This is a genomic window from Sphingomonas sp. (assembly GCF_026460985.1).
Classification (GTDB): Bacteria; Pseudomonadota; Alphaproteobacteria; order Sphingomonadales; family Sphingomonadaceae; genus Sphingomonas.
Genome location: NZ_JAPKNM010000064.1, coordinates 53,797 through 67,235, shown reverse-complemented (window position 1 = coordinate 67,235; position 13,439 = coordinate 53,797). Strand labels below are relative to the sequence as shown.

At 67.8% G+C, this 13,439-nt stretch carries 15 protein-coding genes; 4 read left to right on the top strand and 11 right to left on the bottom strand.

Annotation, left to right across the window (positions count from 1 at the left end):
• Nucleotides 1–67: 67 nt before the first annotated feature.
• The 7 genes from MT490_RS10355 to MT490_RS10325 are packed head-to-tail and all read right to left on the bottom strand — an operon-like array spanning nt 68 to nt 5,186.
• Complete coding sequence (locus MT490_RS10355) at nt 68–871, bottom strand: RNA methyltransferase (protein WP_297386904.1); 804 nt, start codon at nt 869–871, stop codon at nt 68–70.
• 8 nt (nt 872–879) lie between these two features.
• Nucleotides 880–1,152, bottom strand: coding sequence for an HPr family phosphocarrier protein (locus MT490_RS10350; protein WP_297386901.1), 273 nt, complete (start codon nt 1,150–1,152; stop codon nt 880–882).
• Nucleotides 1,149–1,556 (bottom strand): PTS sugar transporter subunit IIA, encoded by a 408-nt coding sequence (locus MT490_RS10345; RefSeq protein WP_297386899.1) that lies wholly within the window; start codon nt 1,554–1,556, stop codon nt 1,149–1,151. The genes MT490_RS10350 and MT490_RS10345 overlap by 4 nt, the downstream gene beginning before the upstream one ends.
• Before the next feature lies 1 nt (nt 1,557).
• Nucleotides 1,558–2,496, bottom strand: a complete 939-nt coding sequence (gene rapZ, locus MT490_RS10340; RefSeq protein WP_297386896.1) for an RNase adapter RapZ — start codon at nt 2,494–2,496, stop codon at nt 1,558–1,560.
• Nucleotides 2,493–2,936, bottom strand: a complete 444-nt coding sequence (locus tag MT490_RS10335) for an aldolase (protein ID WP_297386893.1) — start codon at nt 2,934–2,936, stop codon at nt 2,493–2,495. The genes rapZ and MT490_RS10335 overlap by 4 nt, the downstream gene beginning before the upstream one ends.
• Nucleotides 2,936–4,510: a stimulus-sensing domain-containing protein gene (locus MT490_RS10330; RefSeq protein WP_297386892.1), complete on the bottom strand. Its 1,575-nt coding sequence runs from the start codon at nt 4,508–4,510 to the stop codon at nt 2,936–2,938. The genes MT490_RS10335 and MT490_RS10330 overlap by 1 nt, the downstream gene beginning before the upstream one ends.
• Nucleotides 4,479–5,186: a response regulator transcription factor gene (locus tag MT490_RS10325; protein WP_297386889.1), complete on the bottom strand. Its 708-nt coding sequence runs from the start codon at nt 5,184–5,186 to the stop codon at nt 4,479–4,481. The genes MT490_RS10330 and MT490_RS10325 overlap by 32 nt, the downstream gene beginning before the upstream one ends.
• A gap of 183 nt (nt 5,187–5,369) precedes the next feature.
• Between MT490_RS10325 and MT490_RS10320 the strand changes: the two genes are divergently transcribed.
• From MT490_RS10320 to MT490_RS10310, 3 genes are read left to right on the top strand one after another with little or no spacing between them, the layout of a single operon-like run.
• Nucleotides 5,370–6,983: a phosphoenolpyruvate carboxykinase gene (locus MT490_RS10320; protein WP_297386887.1), complete on the top strand. Its 1,614-nt coding sequence runs from the start codon at nt 5,370–5,372 to the stop codon at nt 6,981–6,983.
• Between the two features lie 39 nt (nt 6,984–7,022).
• Nucleotides 7,023–7,475 (top strand): hypothetical protein, encoded by a 453-nt coding sequence (locus tag MT490_RS10315; protein WP_297386883.1) that lies wholly within the window; start codon nt 7,023–7,025, stop codon nt 7,473–7,475.
• Nucleotides 7,476–7,510: 35 nt separating this feature from the next.
• The gene (locus tag MT490_RS10310; RefSeq protein ID WP_297386880.1) at nt 7,511–7,861 is read left to right on the top strand and encodes a hypothetical protein; all 351 of its coding nucleotides are present in this window, start codon (nt 7,511–7,513) and stop codon (nt 7,859–7,861) included.
• A 140-nt stretch (nt 7,862–8,001) separates the two neighbouring features.
• Here MT490_RS10310 and MT490_RS10305 read toward each other — a convergent pair whose 3' ends face one another.
• The 4 genes from MT490_RS10305 to MT490_RS10290 all read right to left on the bottom strand — a co-directional run bounded on the left by MT490_RS10305 (nt 8,002) and on the right by MT490_RS10290 (nt 12,568).
• Complete coding sequence (locus tag MT490_RS10305) at nt 8,002–9,210, bottom strand: GGDEF domain-containing protein (protein ID WP_297386878.1); 1,209 nt, start codon at nt 9,208–9,210, stop codon at nt 8,002–8,004.
• Nucleotides 9,211–9,286: 76 nt separating this feature from the next.
• Nucleotides 9,287–11,107, bottom strand: a complete 1,821-nt coding sequence (locus MT490_RS10300; protein ID WP_297386875.1) for a DUF885 family protein — start codon at nt 11,105–11,107, stop codon at nt 9,287–9,289.
• A gap of 17 nt (nt 11,108–11,124) precedes the next feature.
• The gene (locus tag MT490_RS10295) at nt 11,125–11,583 is read right to left on the bottom strand and encodes an NfeD family protein (protein ID WP_297386872.1); all 459 of its coding nucleotides are present in this window, start codon (nt 11,581–11,583) and stop codon (nt 11,125–11,127) included.
• A gap of 1 nt (nt 11,584) precedes the next feature.
• Nucleotides 11,585–12,568, bottom strand: coding sequence for an SPFH domain-containing protein (locus tag MT490_RS10290; RefSeq protein WP_297386870.1), 984 nt, complete (start codon nt 12,566–12,568; stop codon nt 11,585–11,587).
• A 49-nt stretch (nt 12,569–12,617) separates the two neighbouring features.
• Here MT490_RS10290 and MT490_RS10285 point away from each other — a divergent pair, with 49 nt between their 5' ends.
• On the top strand, nt 12,618–13,430 hold the full coding sequence (locus MT490_RS10285) for a CoA ester lyase (protein WP_297386868.1): 813 nt from the start codon (nt 12,618–12,620) through the stop codon (nt 13,428–13,430).
• Nucleotides 13,431–13,439: the final 9 nt, after the last annotated feature.

Below are 13,439 nucleotides of genomic sequence, written 5' to 3'. Positions count from 1 at the left end.
CCTTCGAACGAACGAATATTATCCGGACGCGCAACGAAGTTTCACGATTCACGGGAAAAGTGCGAAGTTAAGCGCCGCGAATCCTACTCAGTACCTCATAGGCCATCACTGCGGTGGCCACCGCGGCGTTGAGGCTGTCGGCCTTGCCGAGCATGGGGATCTTGACCAGCAGGTCGCATTCCTCGGCCATGAAGCCGGGCATGCCCTGCGCCTCGTTGCCGGTGAGCAGGAAGGTCGGCGCCTGGTAGTGCGGCGCCTTATAGTCATGTTCGGTGTCGAGGCTGAGACCGACCAATTGCCCAGGCCCCGAGCGCAGCCAGGGCACGAACTCGGCCCAGCTCGCCCGTGCCACGGGCACGGTGAACAGCGCCCCCATGCTCGCGCGGACGGCCTCGACCGAGAAGGGATCGACGCACTCGTCGATCAGGATCAGCCCGCCCGCGCCCACCGCGTCGCCGGTCCTCAGGATCGTGCCGAGATTGCCCGGGTCGCGCAGTCGCTCGGCGACGAGCCAGATCGGCGCGGTGTCGCGGTCGAGATCGGCCAGGGTGAGCGCGAACTCGGGATAGACGCCCACCACCGCGCCGGGATTGTCCTTGCCCGAGAGCTTGGAGAGAATGTCGGCATTGGTCTCGATCGCCTCGCCGCCGGCAGCCTCGGTCGCGTCGACCAGCGCGCGGACCAGCGGGTGGCCCGCCATGTCCCTGGCGAAGAACAGGAAGGCGGGCAGCCACCCGGCCTCGCGCGCCTCGGTCAGGATGCGCAGCCCCTCGGCGAGGAACAGCCCTTCCTCACGCCGGTGGCGCTTGTCGCGCAGGTTGCGGACGCGCTTGATCAGCGGATTGGAGAATGCGGTGATTTCGCGAGGCATGGCCCGGCTCAGTCCTCGCCGAAGCGCGCCTCGACGAGCTCCACCAGCGCCTGCACCGCTTCGTGCGCGCCGTCGCCCTCGGCACTGATCGTGATCGTGTCGCCCTTGGCGGCGCCCAGCATCATCAGGTCGAGGATCGAGGTGCCCGAGGCGCTCGACCCGTCCTTCTCGACGATGAGCTCGACCGGTTGGCTGGTCGCGAGCGTGACGAAAGCCATGCTGGCGCGGGCGTGCAGGCCGCGGCGGTTCTCGATCATCACGCTGCGCGTCGCACGGTTCACGCGGCGGCCTCTCCCAAAACCTCGGATGCGACGGTGATGTATTTGCGCCCGGCGTCGCGGGCGGCAGCAACCGCCTCGGTCACCTTCATCGTCTTGCGCGCGCTGCCCAGGCGGATGAGCATCGGCAGGTTGATGCCTGCGATCACTTCGATCCGTCCCGCCTCCATCAGCGAGATGGCGAGGTTCGAGGGCGTACCGCCGAACAGGTCGCTGAGCACGATCACCCCGCGACCTTCGTCCACGTTCCTGATCGCCTCGGCGATGTCGGCGCGGCGGCTTTCCATATCGTCGTCGGGGCCGATGCAGATCGATTCGATCCGCTCCTGCTTGCCCACCACATGCTCCATCGCGACCACGAACTCCTCGGCGAGTCGCCCATGCGTCACGAGTACCAAACCAATCATCTCAAACTCCGCCCCCTGATACGTTCACCGGGGCCCCCTCCAGCGAGTCCTGCGGCGCGGTCTGCAAATCGCGGTGCGTCACCGTGGGCGAAAATCCCTCTTCGCGCAACCGCCGCGCCATCCGTTCGGCGACATGGACCGAGCGATGGCGGCCCCCCGTACACCCGAATGCGGCGGTGACATATGCCTTTCCTTCGGCCTGGTAGCGCGGCAGCAACAGGAGCAGCAGCGCCTCTATCTGCGCCATCGCCTGGCCATATGCCGGATCCTCGGCGACATAGGCCGAAACGTCCGCATCCTGCCCCGTTCCGGGACGCAGCGCCTCGACCCAGTGCGGATTGCGCAGGAAGCGCATGTCGAACACCAGGTCCGCGTCGCGTGGCAGGCCGCGGGCGAAGCCGAACGACGTGATCGTCAGAACGGTCTGCCCCAGGCCCTGACCCGAGAAGGTCGAGCGGATCTGCTGCTGCAGTTCGTTGGAGGTGAGGTTGGTGGTGTCGATCAGCCGATTGGACCAGCGCCTGAGCGGCATGAGCAGTTCGCGCTCGCGGGCGATGCCGTCGCTCGCGGGCCGGTCCTGCGCCAGCGGGTGGCGCCGCCGCGTCTCGGAATAGCGCCGCTCGAGCTCGGAGCCCGCGCATTCGAGGAACAGCGTGCCGACATGGTGACCGTCCTGCTCGCTCAGCTTCTTGATGCGCTGGACGATACTCTCGGCGTCGAACCCGCGGGTCTGGGTGCCGATGCCGAGCGCGAGCGGCCGGTCGTCGTCGCCGTCGGCGCCTTCGCCCGGCGGTGTGTCGAGCAGGCGGTGGAGCAGCAGGAGGGGAAGGTTGTCGACCGTCTCCCAGCCCAGATCCTCGAGCGTCCGCAGCGCCGTCGACTTGCCGGCACCCGACATGCCGGTCACGAGCAGGATGTGCTTGGGCCGCCTCCGGTTCACCGCGCCGCCTGTTTGAGCGCGAGTTCGACCTTGATCGGCGCCGAGGGCTCGAGCGCGGCGAGCGCGAGCACCGGCACGTCCACGCCGGCGATCCGCCGCGTGCGCGCCTCCTCGGGAAAGGGGGATGGGGCATCGAGGACGACGATCAGCAGGTCCACGGGGATACGCTCCACGCTCGGCATCTCGACAATGCCCAGCCCGCGCACTTCGATCCGTCCCGCGAGATGCGCCGGCGCGCTGGCGACCAGCCCGCCGTCGTGCCGCTGGCAGATCACCTGTCCGTCGGCGACCAGTGCGGCGCCGCGATCGATCAGCCGGAGCGCGAGGTCGGACTTGCCCTCGCCCGATCGCCCCTCGATCAGGACGGCGCGCCCGCCGACCGCGACGCAGGCGCCGTGGAGCGTCTCCGAGGAGACTTCCGGAAGCCGGATCTCGGGCATCAGTCGCGCTCCACCAAAGGCAGTCGCACCACGAACCGGGCTCCGCTCAATCGATCCTCCCGCGTTTCCACTGAAATGCTCCCCTGATGGCCTTCGACGATGGTGCGTGCGATGGCAAGGCCTAGCCCCGAATGCTGACCAAAGGCTTCACTCTCGGGCCGCACCGAATGGAATCGGCGGAAAATCGCCTCGCGTGCCGCGTCGGGCACGCCGGGCCCCTCGTCCTCGACCCGGACGACCAGCATCTCGCCATCGATCGCGGCGGAGATCGTGATCAATCCGTTCCCGGGCGAGAAGGAAATGGCGTTCTCGATGAGGTTCTCGAACACGCGCTCGAGCCGCGCCCCCTCGCCGAGCACCGTCAGGGGCGCGCGCGGCCGGCGGTCGAACACGATGCGGACGCCGTTCGGCAGGCCGCGCGTGACGCGCTGGTCGAGCAGCGCCTCGATCATCGCCCCGACATCCACCGGCTCGAAGGTGGCGCGGCTGAGCTGCGCGTCGAGCCGCGAGGCGTCCGAGATGTCGGTGATCAGCCGGTCGAGCCGGTGGACGTCGTCGCGTACGATGCCCAGCAACTGCTCCTGCAACTGCGGATCCTTGACCTTGGACAGCCCCTCGACCGCGGAGCGCAGCGAGGCGAGGGGGTTCTTGAGCTCGTGCGTGACGTCGGCGGCGAAGCTCTCGGTCGCGTCGATCCGCGCGCGCAGCGCCTGGCTCATGTCGGAGAGTGCGCGCGCGAGCATCCCGATCTCGTCGCTACGCTCGGGCAGGCGCGGCACCACTACTTCACGCGCGCGCCCCAGCCGGACGCGGACCGCCGCCCGGGCGAGGCGGCGCAGCGGCCGCACGATCGTCCGCGCCAGGAACAGCGAGAGCAGGATCGAGAGCAGCGAGACGATCGCCAGCACCACGCTCAGCCGGAAGCGCTCCATCCGTACGGTCTGGGTGATGTCGCGGGCATTCACCGTGGTCATCACCACGCCGAGCTGGGTGATCGGCGCCGCGGCGGTGATCACCGGCGTCCGGTCGGGCGCGCGCCATACGGTGGCGGGGGTGCCGTGCGTCTCGCGCGCGGTGCGCACGTCGGGCCAGTCGAGCCCCCGGTCGCGCCCGCGCTCGCGGTAGAGCGGAGCGCGGTCGGCGCCGGCGACGGTGTCGATCACGGCGTCCAGGAAGCGCGCGGTGGACTGGTTGAAGGGATCCTTGTCGGGATCGCGCAGGACGAGGTTGCGCAGGCCCAGGTCATGGCTGTCGGTGATCAGCCGGCCGCTTTCGTCGAACAGCCGGATGCGGGTGCCGGTATCGCGCGCGAGGCTGAGCACGAGCAGGTCGCGCCGCTCGGGCGTGGCCGAGGCGATCGCCTGCGCGATCAGTCGGACCTCGCCGCGCGCCTGCGCCACCCGGCTGTCGACGATCCGGCTGCGATAGGAATCGAGGTAGAAGAAGCCGCTGCCGAGCAACGCCAGCGCGAAGATGTTGACCGCCAGGATCCTCGGCGTGAGGCTGACGCGGTTCGACCATTTGAGCGCGAGGTCGCGCTCGCTATTCGTCCGAGAAGCGATAACCGGCGCCATAGAGCGTTTCGATAGCATCGAACTCGGGATCGACCTGCCGGAATTTGCGCCGCACGCGCTTGATGTGGCTGTCTATCGTGCGGTCGTCGACATAGATGTCGTCCTGATAGGCGGCGTCCATCAGCTGGTTGCGGGTCTTCACGATGCCGGGGCGTTGCGCCAGCGTCTCGAGGATCAGGAACTCGGTGACGGTCAGCGTCACGTTGGTGCCGCCCCAGGTGACGCGGTGCCGCGCCGGGTCCATCGTCAGCCGACCGCGCTCGAGGATCTCCGCCGGCTCCTGCGGGCCGCCCTCCGTAGCGGGCTGCACCGGTTCGGTGCGCCGCAGGATCGCCCGGATGCGCGCGATCAGCAGCCGCTGGCTGAACGGCTTGGCGATATAGTCGTCGGCGCCCATCGCGAGGCCCAGCGCCTCGTCGAGCTCGTCGTCCTTGCTGGTGAGGAAGATGACCGGGATCGCGCTCTTCTCGCGCAGCCGGCGCAGCAGCTCGAGCCCGTCCATCTTGGGCATCTTGATGTCGAGCACCGCGAGATCGGGCGGGTTCTCGATCAGCGCCTTCAGCGCGCTTTCGCCGTCGGAATAGACGCGGGTCAGGAACCCCTCGGTCTGGAGCGCGATGGAGACCGAGGTCAGGATGTTGCGGTCGTCATCGACCAGCGCGATCGTCGCGGTCATGCCGGGCAGCGTGCGTGGCTTTGGAGCATCACGGCAGGGGTTAAAGCAAAGTCGCGGGCGGCTCAATCGGGTGACACCGTTTACCCCAATTGACGCGATTTCGGCCAGCTGCCTATGCCCGGTCCATTGGATAACGCGGCCCCGCCTTCGGGCAGGGGTTTAGCGGCTTAGGAGGTTGGACCTGTGACCAAGCGCACCCCGCGCCACGGTCTCGATGCCCAGGGCATCGCGACCGGCGCTCATCTATTCTGGAATCTCGAGACCGCGCCGTTGATGGAGCATGCGCTCTGCCGCGGCGAGGGCAAGCTCGCCAAGGACGGGCCGCTGGTCGTCGCCACCGGCAAGCATACCGGCCGCTCGGCCAACGACAAGTTCATCGTCCGCGACGCGGAGACCGAGGACAATGTCTGGTGGGGCAAGACCAACAAGCCGATGAGCCCGCAGCATTTCGCCGCGCTCAAGGCCGATTTCCTCGCCCAGCTCGCGCAGCGCGAGACGCTGTTCGTTCAGGACCTGTACGGCGGCTCGCAGCCCGAACACCGCGTCAACGTCCGCGTGATCAACGAGCTTGCCTGGCACAGCCTGTTCATCCGCACGATGCTGGTGCGCCCGGAGGAAAGCGCGCTCGATGAGTTCGCGCCCGAATATACGATCATCGACCTGCCGAGCTTCCATGCCGATCCCGAGCGGCACGGCACGCGCAGCGAGACCGTGATCGCCGTCAACCTGACCGAAAAGCTGATCCTGATCGGCGGCACGGCCTATGCCGGCGAGATGAAGAAGAGCGTGTTCGGGCTGCTCAACTATCTGCTGCCGCCCAAGGGCGTGATGCCGATGCACTGCTCGGCCAATATCGGCCCGAACGGCGACACCGCGGTGTTCTTCGGCCTTTCGGGCACCGGCAAGACCACGCTCTCGGCCGATGCCAGCCGCACGCTGATCGGCGACGACGAGCATGGCTGGTCTGATACCGCGGTCTTCAACTTCGAGGGCGGCTGCTACGCCAAGATGATCCGCCTTTCGCCCGAGGCCGAGCCCGAGATCTTCGCCACGACGAAGCGCTTCGGCACGGTGCTCGAGAATGTCGTGATGGACGCCGATAGCCGCGAACTCGACCTCGACGACGCGACGCTCGCCGAGAACAGTCGCGGCGCCTATCCGATCGGCTTCATCCCCAACACGTCAGAGCATAATCTCGGCCCGGTGCCGAAGAACATCATCTTCCTCACCGCCGACGCTTTCGGGATCATGCCGCCGATCGCCAGGCTCACCCCCGAGCAGGCGATGTACCATTTCCTCTCCGGCTACACCGCCAAGGTCGCCGGCACCGAGATCGGCGTGACCGAGCCCGAAGCGACCTTCTCGACCTGCTTCGGCGCCGCCTTCATGCCGCGCCACCCGTCCGAATATGGCAATCTGCTCAAGGAGCGCATCGCCAAGGGCGGCGTGAATTGCTGGCTGGTCAACACCGGCTGGGCGGGGGGCATGGCCACCGATCCGGGGATCAAGCGCATGCCGATCAAGCTCACCCGCGCGCTGCTCAATGCCGCGCTCGACGGCAGCCTGAGCGACGCCGCGTTCCGCATCGATCCCAATTTCGGGTTCAAGGTGCCGGTCAGCGTCGCGGGCGTGGACTCGGCGGTGCTCGATCCGCGCGAGAGCTGGGCGAACAAGGCGCAATACGACGCCACCGCCGCGAAGCTGGTCGACCTGTTCAACGAGAATTTCGCCCAGTTCGCCGACCATGTCGACGAAGGGGTCCGACAATCGGCGCCGCGCGCCCCGCAGCCCGCCTGACTTGCCCGGTCATCGATCGGGCCTCTAGGAGCCCGATCGATGACCGACTTTACGCCCCGCCTGTTCGCTTCCGACGCCGAAATCGTCCGCCTCGGCGAAGGGCTGCTCGCATGCAGCCTCGCCAAGGAAGACTGGACGCATGAGGCGCATCTTGCCGCCTGCCTATATCTGCTCACCGAGCGGCCGGATGTCGATGTCGATGCCGAGATCGCGGGCATCATCTCGCGCTTCAACGAGAGCGTCGGCGGGGTGAACGACGATGAAGGCGGCTATCACGACACGATCACCCGCGCTTATGTCGCCGGCGTCCGGCTGTTCCTGCGTACGCATCCCGAAGGCGGGCTCGCCGAGCGTGTCAACGCGCTGCTCGTCTCGCCGATCGGGCGCCGCGACTGGCCGCTTGGCTTCTACAGCCGCGAACGGCTCTTTTCGGTCGCCGCGCGTCGCGGTTTCGTCGAGCCGGACCGTGCGCCCTTGCCGCCGATGTGTTAGAGCATCCGGACAAAGCTTGCCCAGGGAGATCCGCGATGAGCATTTTGGATGGCATCCTCGGCCAGATCGGCCAGAACGTCGATATCAAGAATCTCGCGACCAAGGTCGGGCTCTCGCCCGAGCAGGTCGAATCCGCCGTCGGCGCGCTGGCCAAGGCGCATCCCGAGCCCGGCGATACGGCGCAGGGCGCCGCCTCGGCGACCGGGCTTCCGCTCGACAAGCTCCAGGAGATCATCGGCCATATCGGCGGCGAGGGATCGCTCGGCCGCTTCGCCGCGCTCCTGCACGAGAAGGGCGGGTTGCTCGGCGCGCTCGACAAGGACGGCGACGGCAATCCGCTCGACGATGTGGGGAATATGATTTCCGGCCTGTTCGGCAAGAAATAGGATCGCCGGGATTCCTTCGTCACCCCGGCCTCGTGCCGGGGTCCACCGGGAGGCAAGGGCAGGACAAGAGGCTCTTGCTCAGCCGGTGAGGCCAAGTGGACCCCGGAACAAGTCCGGGGTGACGAGGTAGAGAGGGGGGTCTAGGCGACCGCCCGATGCTCGACGACCGCGCCTTCTCGCGTGCAGAAATGCGCGCGGCCCTTGCCGCTGGTCTTGGAGCGATACAGCGCGGTGTCTGCGCGGGAGAGCAGCCGCTCGAGGTCGCGGCCCGCGTCCGGCATCATCGCGATGCCCACGCTGGCGGAGATGCGCATGCTCGTCGCGTCGATTTCATAGGGCGCGCTCAGCTTCTTGATGATCCTCCGCGCGAGCAGCTCCGCTTCGCTGTCCTGCGCCACGTCGATCTGGAGCACGACGAACTCGTCGCCGCCCAGCCGCGCCACGGTGTCCTCGGCCCGGACCGCCGCCTTCAGCCGCTCGGACACCTGCTGAAGCAATATATCCCCCGCCGGGTGGCCGTGGCGGTCGTTGATCGCCTTGAAGCCGTCCAGGTCGATATAGTGGATGGCGAGGCGGCCGTTCTTGTGCAGCGCCTTCGCCATCGCGTCCTGGAAGCGTTCGCGCAGGAGGAGGCGGTTCGCCAGGCCGGTCAGCGCGTCGCGCTTGGCCAGGTGCGCCATGTCGTGCTCGGTGGTGTGGTGCTGGACCGCCGAGCGATAGAGATATCCCACCGTCTGGAGGCTCAGCACGGTGATCATGGTGAGCAGCAGCGCCTGGATGGCGAATAGTTGGGCGTGGAACGGTGCCTCGTGCTGGGTGAACGCATGCACGGCGAGCGCGACGATCGTCGGGACGGTCGCCAGCAGCATGCTGGCCACGCAGATCGCCGGCCGCACCGAGATGCGGGACACGATCCCCGCGCCGAAGCTGAAGACGAGGCTCACCGTTATCAGGTGCAGGAGCGGCTGGTGGTAGGTGAGCGCCCGGACATTGAGCCCGGCCAGCAGCAGCGCGAACGCGTAGCATCCGATCGCGTAGCGCAGCTCCCAGCATTTGAGCTGGGCGATGGACGCGGCGGCGCGGGCGCGGCCATAAGCGTGCATGGTCCACAGGCGAAGCGCGGTGACCGTCGCGGCGGCGACGGCCAAAGCAGTGATGATCGGATCGCGCCACTCGATCGCGAAAAGGGTTGCGACCGCGACGAATACGAGCCCCAGCCCGAAAACGGGCAGGCGCATGCCGAACAGCATGTCGACAAAGTCGCGATAGACCGGCTCGGGGAGCGGAGCAGCCCGGAGCCGGAGGCTCAGCCGCTGGTTTCGCGGCGCATATTGGTCCGACCGTCTCATGCCGGGAGTGTGCGTCGCGTCCCTTAAGGCCGCGTACACGACTCCCTCCGGCATTCTACGTTAAGTGGTTGGCGCTCTAGCCTTTTCGCGCCGCGATATAGCGGTCGACGACATGCCCCAGCACCGTCATGGGCACGTTGCCGCCGAGCACCAGGGCGTCGTTGAACGCCTTGAAGTCGTAGCGCGGTCCCAGCGCCGCCTTGGCGCGGTCGCGCAGGCGGTTGATCTCGCTATGGCCGACCTTGTAGCCACATGCCTGTCCCGGCCACGAGCAATAGCGATCGACTTCGCCGGCGACTTCCTCTTCGGACGAGCCATTGGTCTCGACGAACCAGTCGATCGCCTGCTTGCGGGTCCAGCGCTTGGCGTGGAGGCCCGAGTCGACGACGAGGCGGCAGGCGCGGAAGCCGATCGACTGGAGATAGCCGAGCCGGCCGACGGGATCGTCGTCATAGACGCCCAGCTCGCCGGCCAGCTGTTCGGCATAGAGCGCCCAGCCTTCGGAATAGGCGTTGAACGAGAGCAGCGTGCGGATCAGCGGCAGCTTGAACGCATATTCGCCCTGCCAGACATGGCCGGGGATCGCCTCGTGATAGGAGAGGGTGGGCAGGCTGTAGCGGGTGTGCAGCCCCGTGGTGCGCAGGTTGATCCAGAACTTGCCGGGGATGGTGCCGTCGATCGAGCCCGCGCCGCCATAGGCGCCGGGAGCGCCCGGCTCCTCCTCGGGCGGCATGCGCCGCACCTCGACATTGCCGTCCACCAGCGTGTTGAATGCCTGCGGCATGCGCTTGCGGATGTCGGCGATCCGGTCGTTCAGCAGCTTGAGGATCTCGGCGCGGCCCTGGTCGTTGTCGGGGAAGAGGAAGCGCGGATCCTTGCCGAGCGCGGTCATCCGCGCGCCGACGCTGCCCTGCGTGTAGCCCAGGCCCTCGAGGATCGTGTCCATCTCCGCCTGGATCGTGCGGAGCTGGTCGAGGCCCATCCGGTGGACCTCGTCAGGGCTCATCGTCGTGGTCGTGCCCGCGCGCAGCGCCCAGGCGTAATAGGCGTCGCCGTCCTTGAACTTCCACACGCCCGCGTCCGGAGTGGCGCGCTTGCGGTGGCGTTCGAGCTCGGCGATCTGGCGATCGAGCGCGGGCGCGACCTTGTCGTTCGCCAGCATCCATGCCGCATTGCCGAAATCGCCTTCCATCCCCGCGGTGCGATTGGCGAGCGACGTCACCAGGCCCCAACCGGCGGTGTTGCCGCCGCGGGCGATCTTCAATTGCCTGAGCGCCTTGTCGATCAGGAAGTCGGGCGCGATCACGCCCTTGGCTGCGGCGAGCTGGAGCCGTTCGGTCTCGCTGTCGAGCTGCTCGGCATAGGATTCGACACGGTCGAGATAGGCGTCGGCATCCTCGCGCGTCTTCACTTGGTGATCGGTGTCGAGCATGCGCGGCACGTCGAGATAGGCGCCGACATTCTGGACGACGACATAAGGCGTGTTACGCCAGCTGCCGACCGCGACGTCGCCATAGCCGAAGCCGAAGCCTTCGAGCCCGTTGCCGTACGAGGCCTGCACCACCTCGACATTGGTGCGCATGATCGGGCTCAGCGCCGCCGCGTCGAGCTTCCCCAGGTCGGCGAGCGTCTGGCGGAGATGCGCTGCGATCTTGCGCTGGCCCGCGGCCGAGCGATCGGCGAGCTGGTGCTTGAGTTGCGCGCGCTTGCCCTTGTCGATGCCCAGCGACGTGGCGTTCTCGGGATAGAGCTTGAGGAAGGCCTCCGCGGTGCGCGTGAGGAGCGCTTCGGCGCCCGCATCGGCATCGGCGAACAGCGCCTGCGCGGGACGGGGCAGGGCGGCGGCGGCGAGGGTGCCGGCGGTGCCCAGCAGAAGCTGGCGACGGGTTGTGTGCATGGTTACTCCAAGGGGGATCAGGCGACAACGGGCTCTACGGTGAGCAGGGATCCGGTCGCGCCGACGATGCGTACATGCGCGCCGGCGGGGGTGTCGGGGCCGGAGGCGAGCCACTCGCCGTCGCCGACGCGGACCTTGCCCTTGCCCGCCTCGATAGGTTCGACCACGGTCACCACCTCGCCGATCAGCCGTGCGGCGCGATCGTTGAGCAGCGGATCGGCGCTCGGCACCGGGTTGTTGAGGTACCAGCGCCGTCCGAGCCCCACCGCCGCCGAGGTGGCGACGATGAACACCGCCACCTGGAAGGTCAGCGCGAAGTCCGGGATGATCAGCGTGACCACGCCGGTCACCGCCGCGCCCGCCGCGACGAACACCAGGAAGATGCCCGGCACCATAAGCTCGGTGAGCGCCAGCAATGCCGCGAAGATCAGCCAGGCGAGCCCCGGCGTGGCGAGCAGCGCGTTGAGCGTGGTCATCCTAGCCCTCCTGCGGCCCGAACGGCGTGGGGCGCGGACGCGGCGCCGCCGGCGGGGCGGGGGGCTGCGGGTTCCGACCCAGCGCGTCGCGGGCGAGCTCGCCGATGCCGCCCAGCGTGCCGATCAGCTGCGTCGCCTCGACCGGGAACAGGATCGTCTTGGCGTTGGGCGATGTGGCGAACTTGCTCACCGCCTCGACATATTTCTGCGCGACGAAATAGTTGATCGCCTGGCTCGATCCCTTGGCGATCGCGTCCGACACCAATTCGGTCGCCTTGGCTTCCGCTTCGGCCGAGCGTTCGCGCGCCTCGGCGTCGCGGAACGCCGCCTCGCGACGCCCCTCGGCCTCGAGGATCTTGGATTGCTTCTGCCCCTCGGCGCGCAGGATTTCCGAGGCGCGCGTGCCTTCGGCCTCGAGGATGTTGGCGCGCTTCTCGCGTTCGGCCTTCATCTGCCGGCCCATCGCGTTGACGATGTCGGCGGGCGGGCGGATGTCCTTGATCTCGACGCGGGTGATCTTGACGCCCCAGGGCGTGGTCGCGTGATCGACGACATTGAGCAGCCGCGCGTTGATCTCGTCGCGCTTCGACAGGGTCTCGTCGAGGTCCATCGATCCCATCACCGTGCGCAGGTTGGTGGTGGTGAGCTGGAGCAGCGCCAGATAGAGGTCCGACACCTCATAGGCCGCCTTGGCCGCGTCGAGGACCTGGAAGAACACGACGCCGTCGGTCGAGATCATCGCATTGTCCTTGGTGATGATCTCCTGCCCCGGAATGTCGATCACCTGCTCCATCATGTTCACCTTGCGGCCGACGCGATAGAAGAAGGCGGGATAGAAATTGAGGCCGGGCGAGGCGACCGCGGTGAAGCGGCCGAAATATTCGATCGTATATTGATAGCCCTGGGTGACGATCTTCACGCTCGAGAAGAGGTAGAGCAGCACCGCCGCGACCAGCACGACAAGGAATACGTTCAGCACGTCCATCTCGACTCCCCCTCGCAATTCCGCCGCCTTGCTAGCATAGACTCGTGCCATGACCACAGCCCGTCTGGCCCCGCGCACCGCGCTGTTCCTGCCCGCCTCCAATCCGCGCGCGATCGCCAAGGCGCGGGGGCTCGCCGCCGACATGATCATCCTCGACCTCGAGGACGCGGTGCGCGACGATGCCAAGGCGTCCGCGCGCGCCGCGGCGGTCGAGGCGGCGGCGGAGGGGTTTGGCCATCGCCTGTGCGCGATCCGCGTCAACGGCGTGGAATCGGCCGAACATGCGGCGGATCTCGACGCGGTCGCCCGCTCGGCCTGCGACTTCCTGGTGCTGCCCAAGGTGGAGACGGCGGAGGATGCGGCGGCGGTGGGCGAGGCCGCCGGCAAGCCGCTGCTCGCGATGATCGAGACGCCGCTCGGCGTGCTGGCGGCCGCCGACATCGCCGCCGTTCCGGGTGTCGGCGGGCTCATCGCCGGCGTGAACGACCTGTGCGCCGCACTCGGCATCCCCGCGGGCGCCGGCAATGACGGACTGATGCTCTCGCGGCAGATGATCGTGCTCGCCGCCCGCGCCAGCCGGGTCTGGGCGATTGACGGCGTCTTCAACACCCTCGACGATCCGGGAGGTCTCGCCGCCGAATGCCGGCAAGGGCGCGCCTTCGGCTTCGACGGCAAGTCGCTGATCCACCCGAACCAGATCGACGTGGCGACGGCGGCATATGGCGCCAACGCGGCGGAGCTTGCGGAGGCGCGCGCGCTGGTTGCGGCGGCGACCGGCGGCGCCGAACGCTTCGAGGGCCGGATGATCGAGACGATGCATGTCGAGCAGGCCCGGGCGTTGCTCGCACGAAACCGAGGGTAGCTCCGGGCG

Coding starts and splice junctions, on each gene's coding strand:
- MT490_RS10355 (WP_297386904.1), bottom strand. CDS start 871: ATGCCTCGCGAAATCACCGCATTCTCCAATCCGCTGATCAAGCGCGTC.
- MT490_RS10325 (WP_297386889.1), bottom strand. CDS start 5,186: ATGACCGCGACGATCGCGCTGGTCGATGACGACCGCAACATCCTGACC.
- MT490_RS10315 (WP_297386883.1), top strand. CDS start 7,023: ATGACCGACTTTACGCCCCGCCTGTTCGCTTCCGACGCCGAAATCGTC.
- MT490_RS10290 (WP_297386870.1), bottom strand. CDS start 12,568: ATGGACGTGCTGAACGTATTCCTTGTCGTGCTGGTCGCGGCGGTGCTG.
- MT490_RS10345 (WP_297386899.1), bottom strand. CDS start 1,556: ATGATTGGTTTGGTACTCGTGACGCATGGGCGACTCGCCGAGGAGTTC.
- MT490_RS10305 (WP_297386878.1), bottom strand. CDS start 9,210: ATGAGACGGTCGGACCAATATGCGCCGCGAAACCAGCGGCTGAGCCTC.
- MT490_RS10295 (WP_297386872.1), bottom strand. CDS start 11,583: ATGACCACGCTCAACGCGCTGCTCGCCACGCCGGGGCTCGCCTGGCTG.
- MT490_RS10300 (WP_297386875.1), bottom strand. CDS start 11,107: ATGCACACAACCCGTCGCCAGCTTCTGCTGGGCACCGCCGGCACCCTC.
- MT490_RS10285 (WP_297386868.1), top strand. CDS start 12,618: ATGACCACAGCCCGTCTGGCCCCGCGCACCGCGCTGTTCCTGCCCGCC.
- MT490_RS10335 (WP_297386893.1), bottom strand. CDS start 2,936: ATGCCCGAGATCCGGCTTCCGGAAGTCTCCTCGGAGACGCTCCACGGC.
- MT490_RS10310 (WP_297386880.1), top strand. CDS start 7,511: ATGAGCATTTTGGATGGCATCCTCGGCCAGATCGGCCAGAACGTCGAT.
- MT490_RS10330 (WP_297386892.1), bottom strand. CDS start 4,510: ATGGCGCCGGTTATCGCTTCTCGGACGAATAGCGAGCGCGACCTCGCG.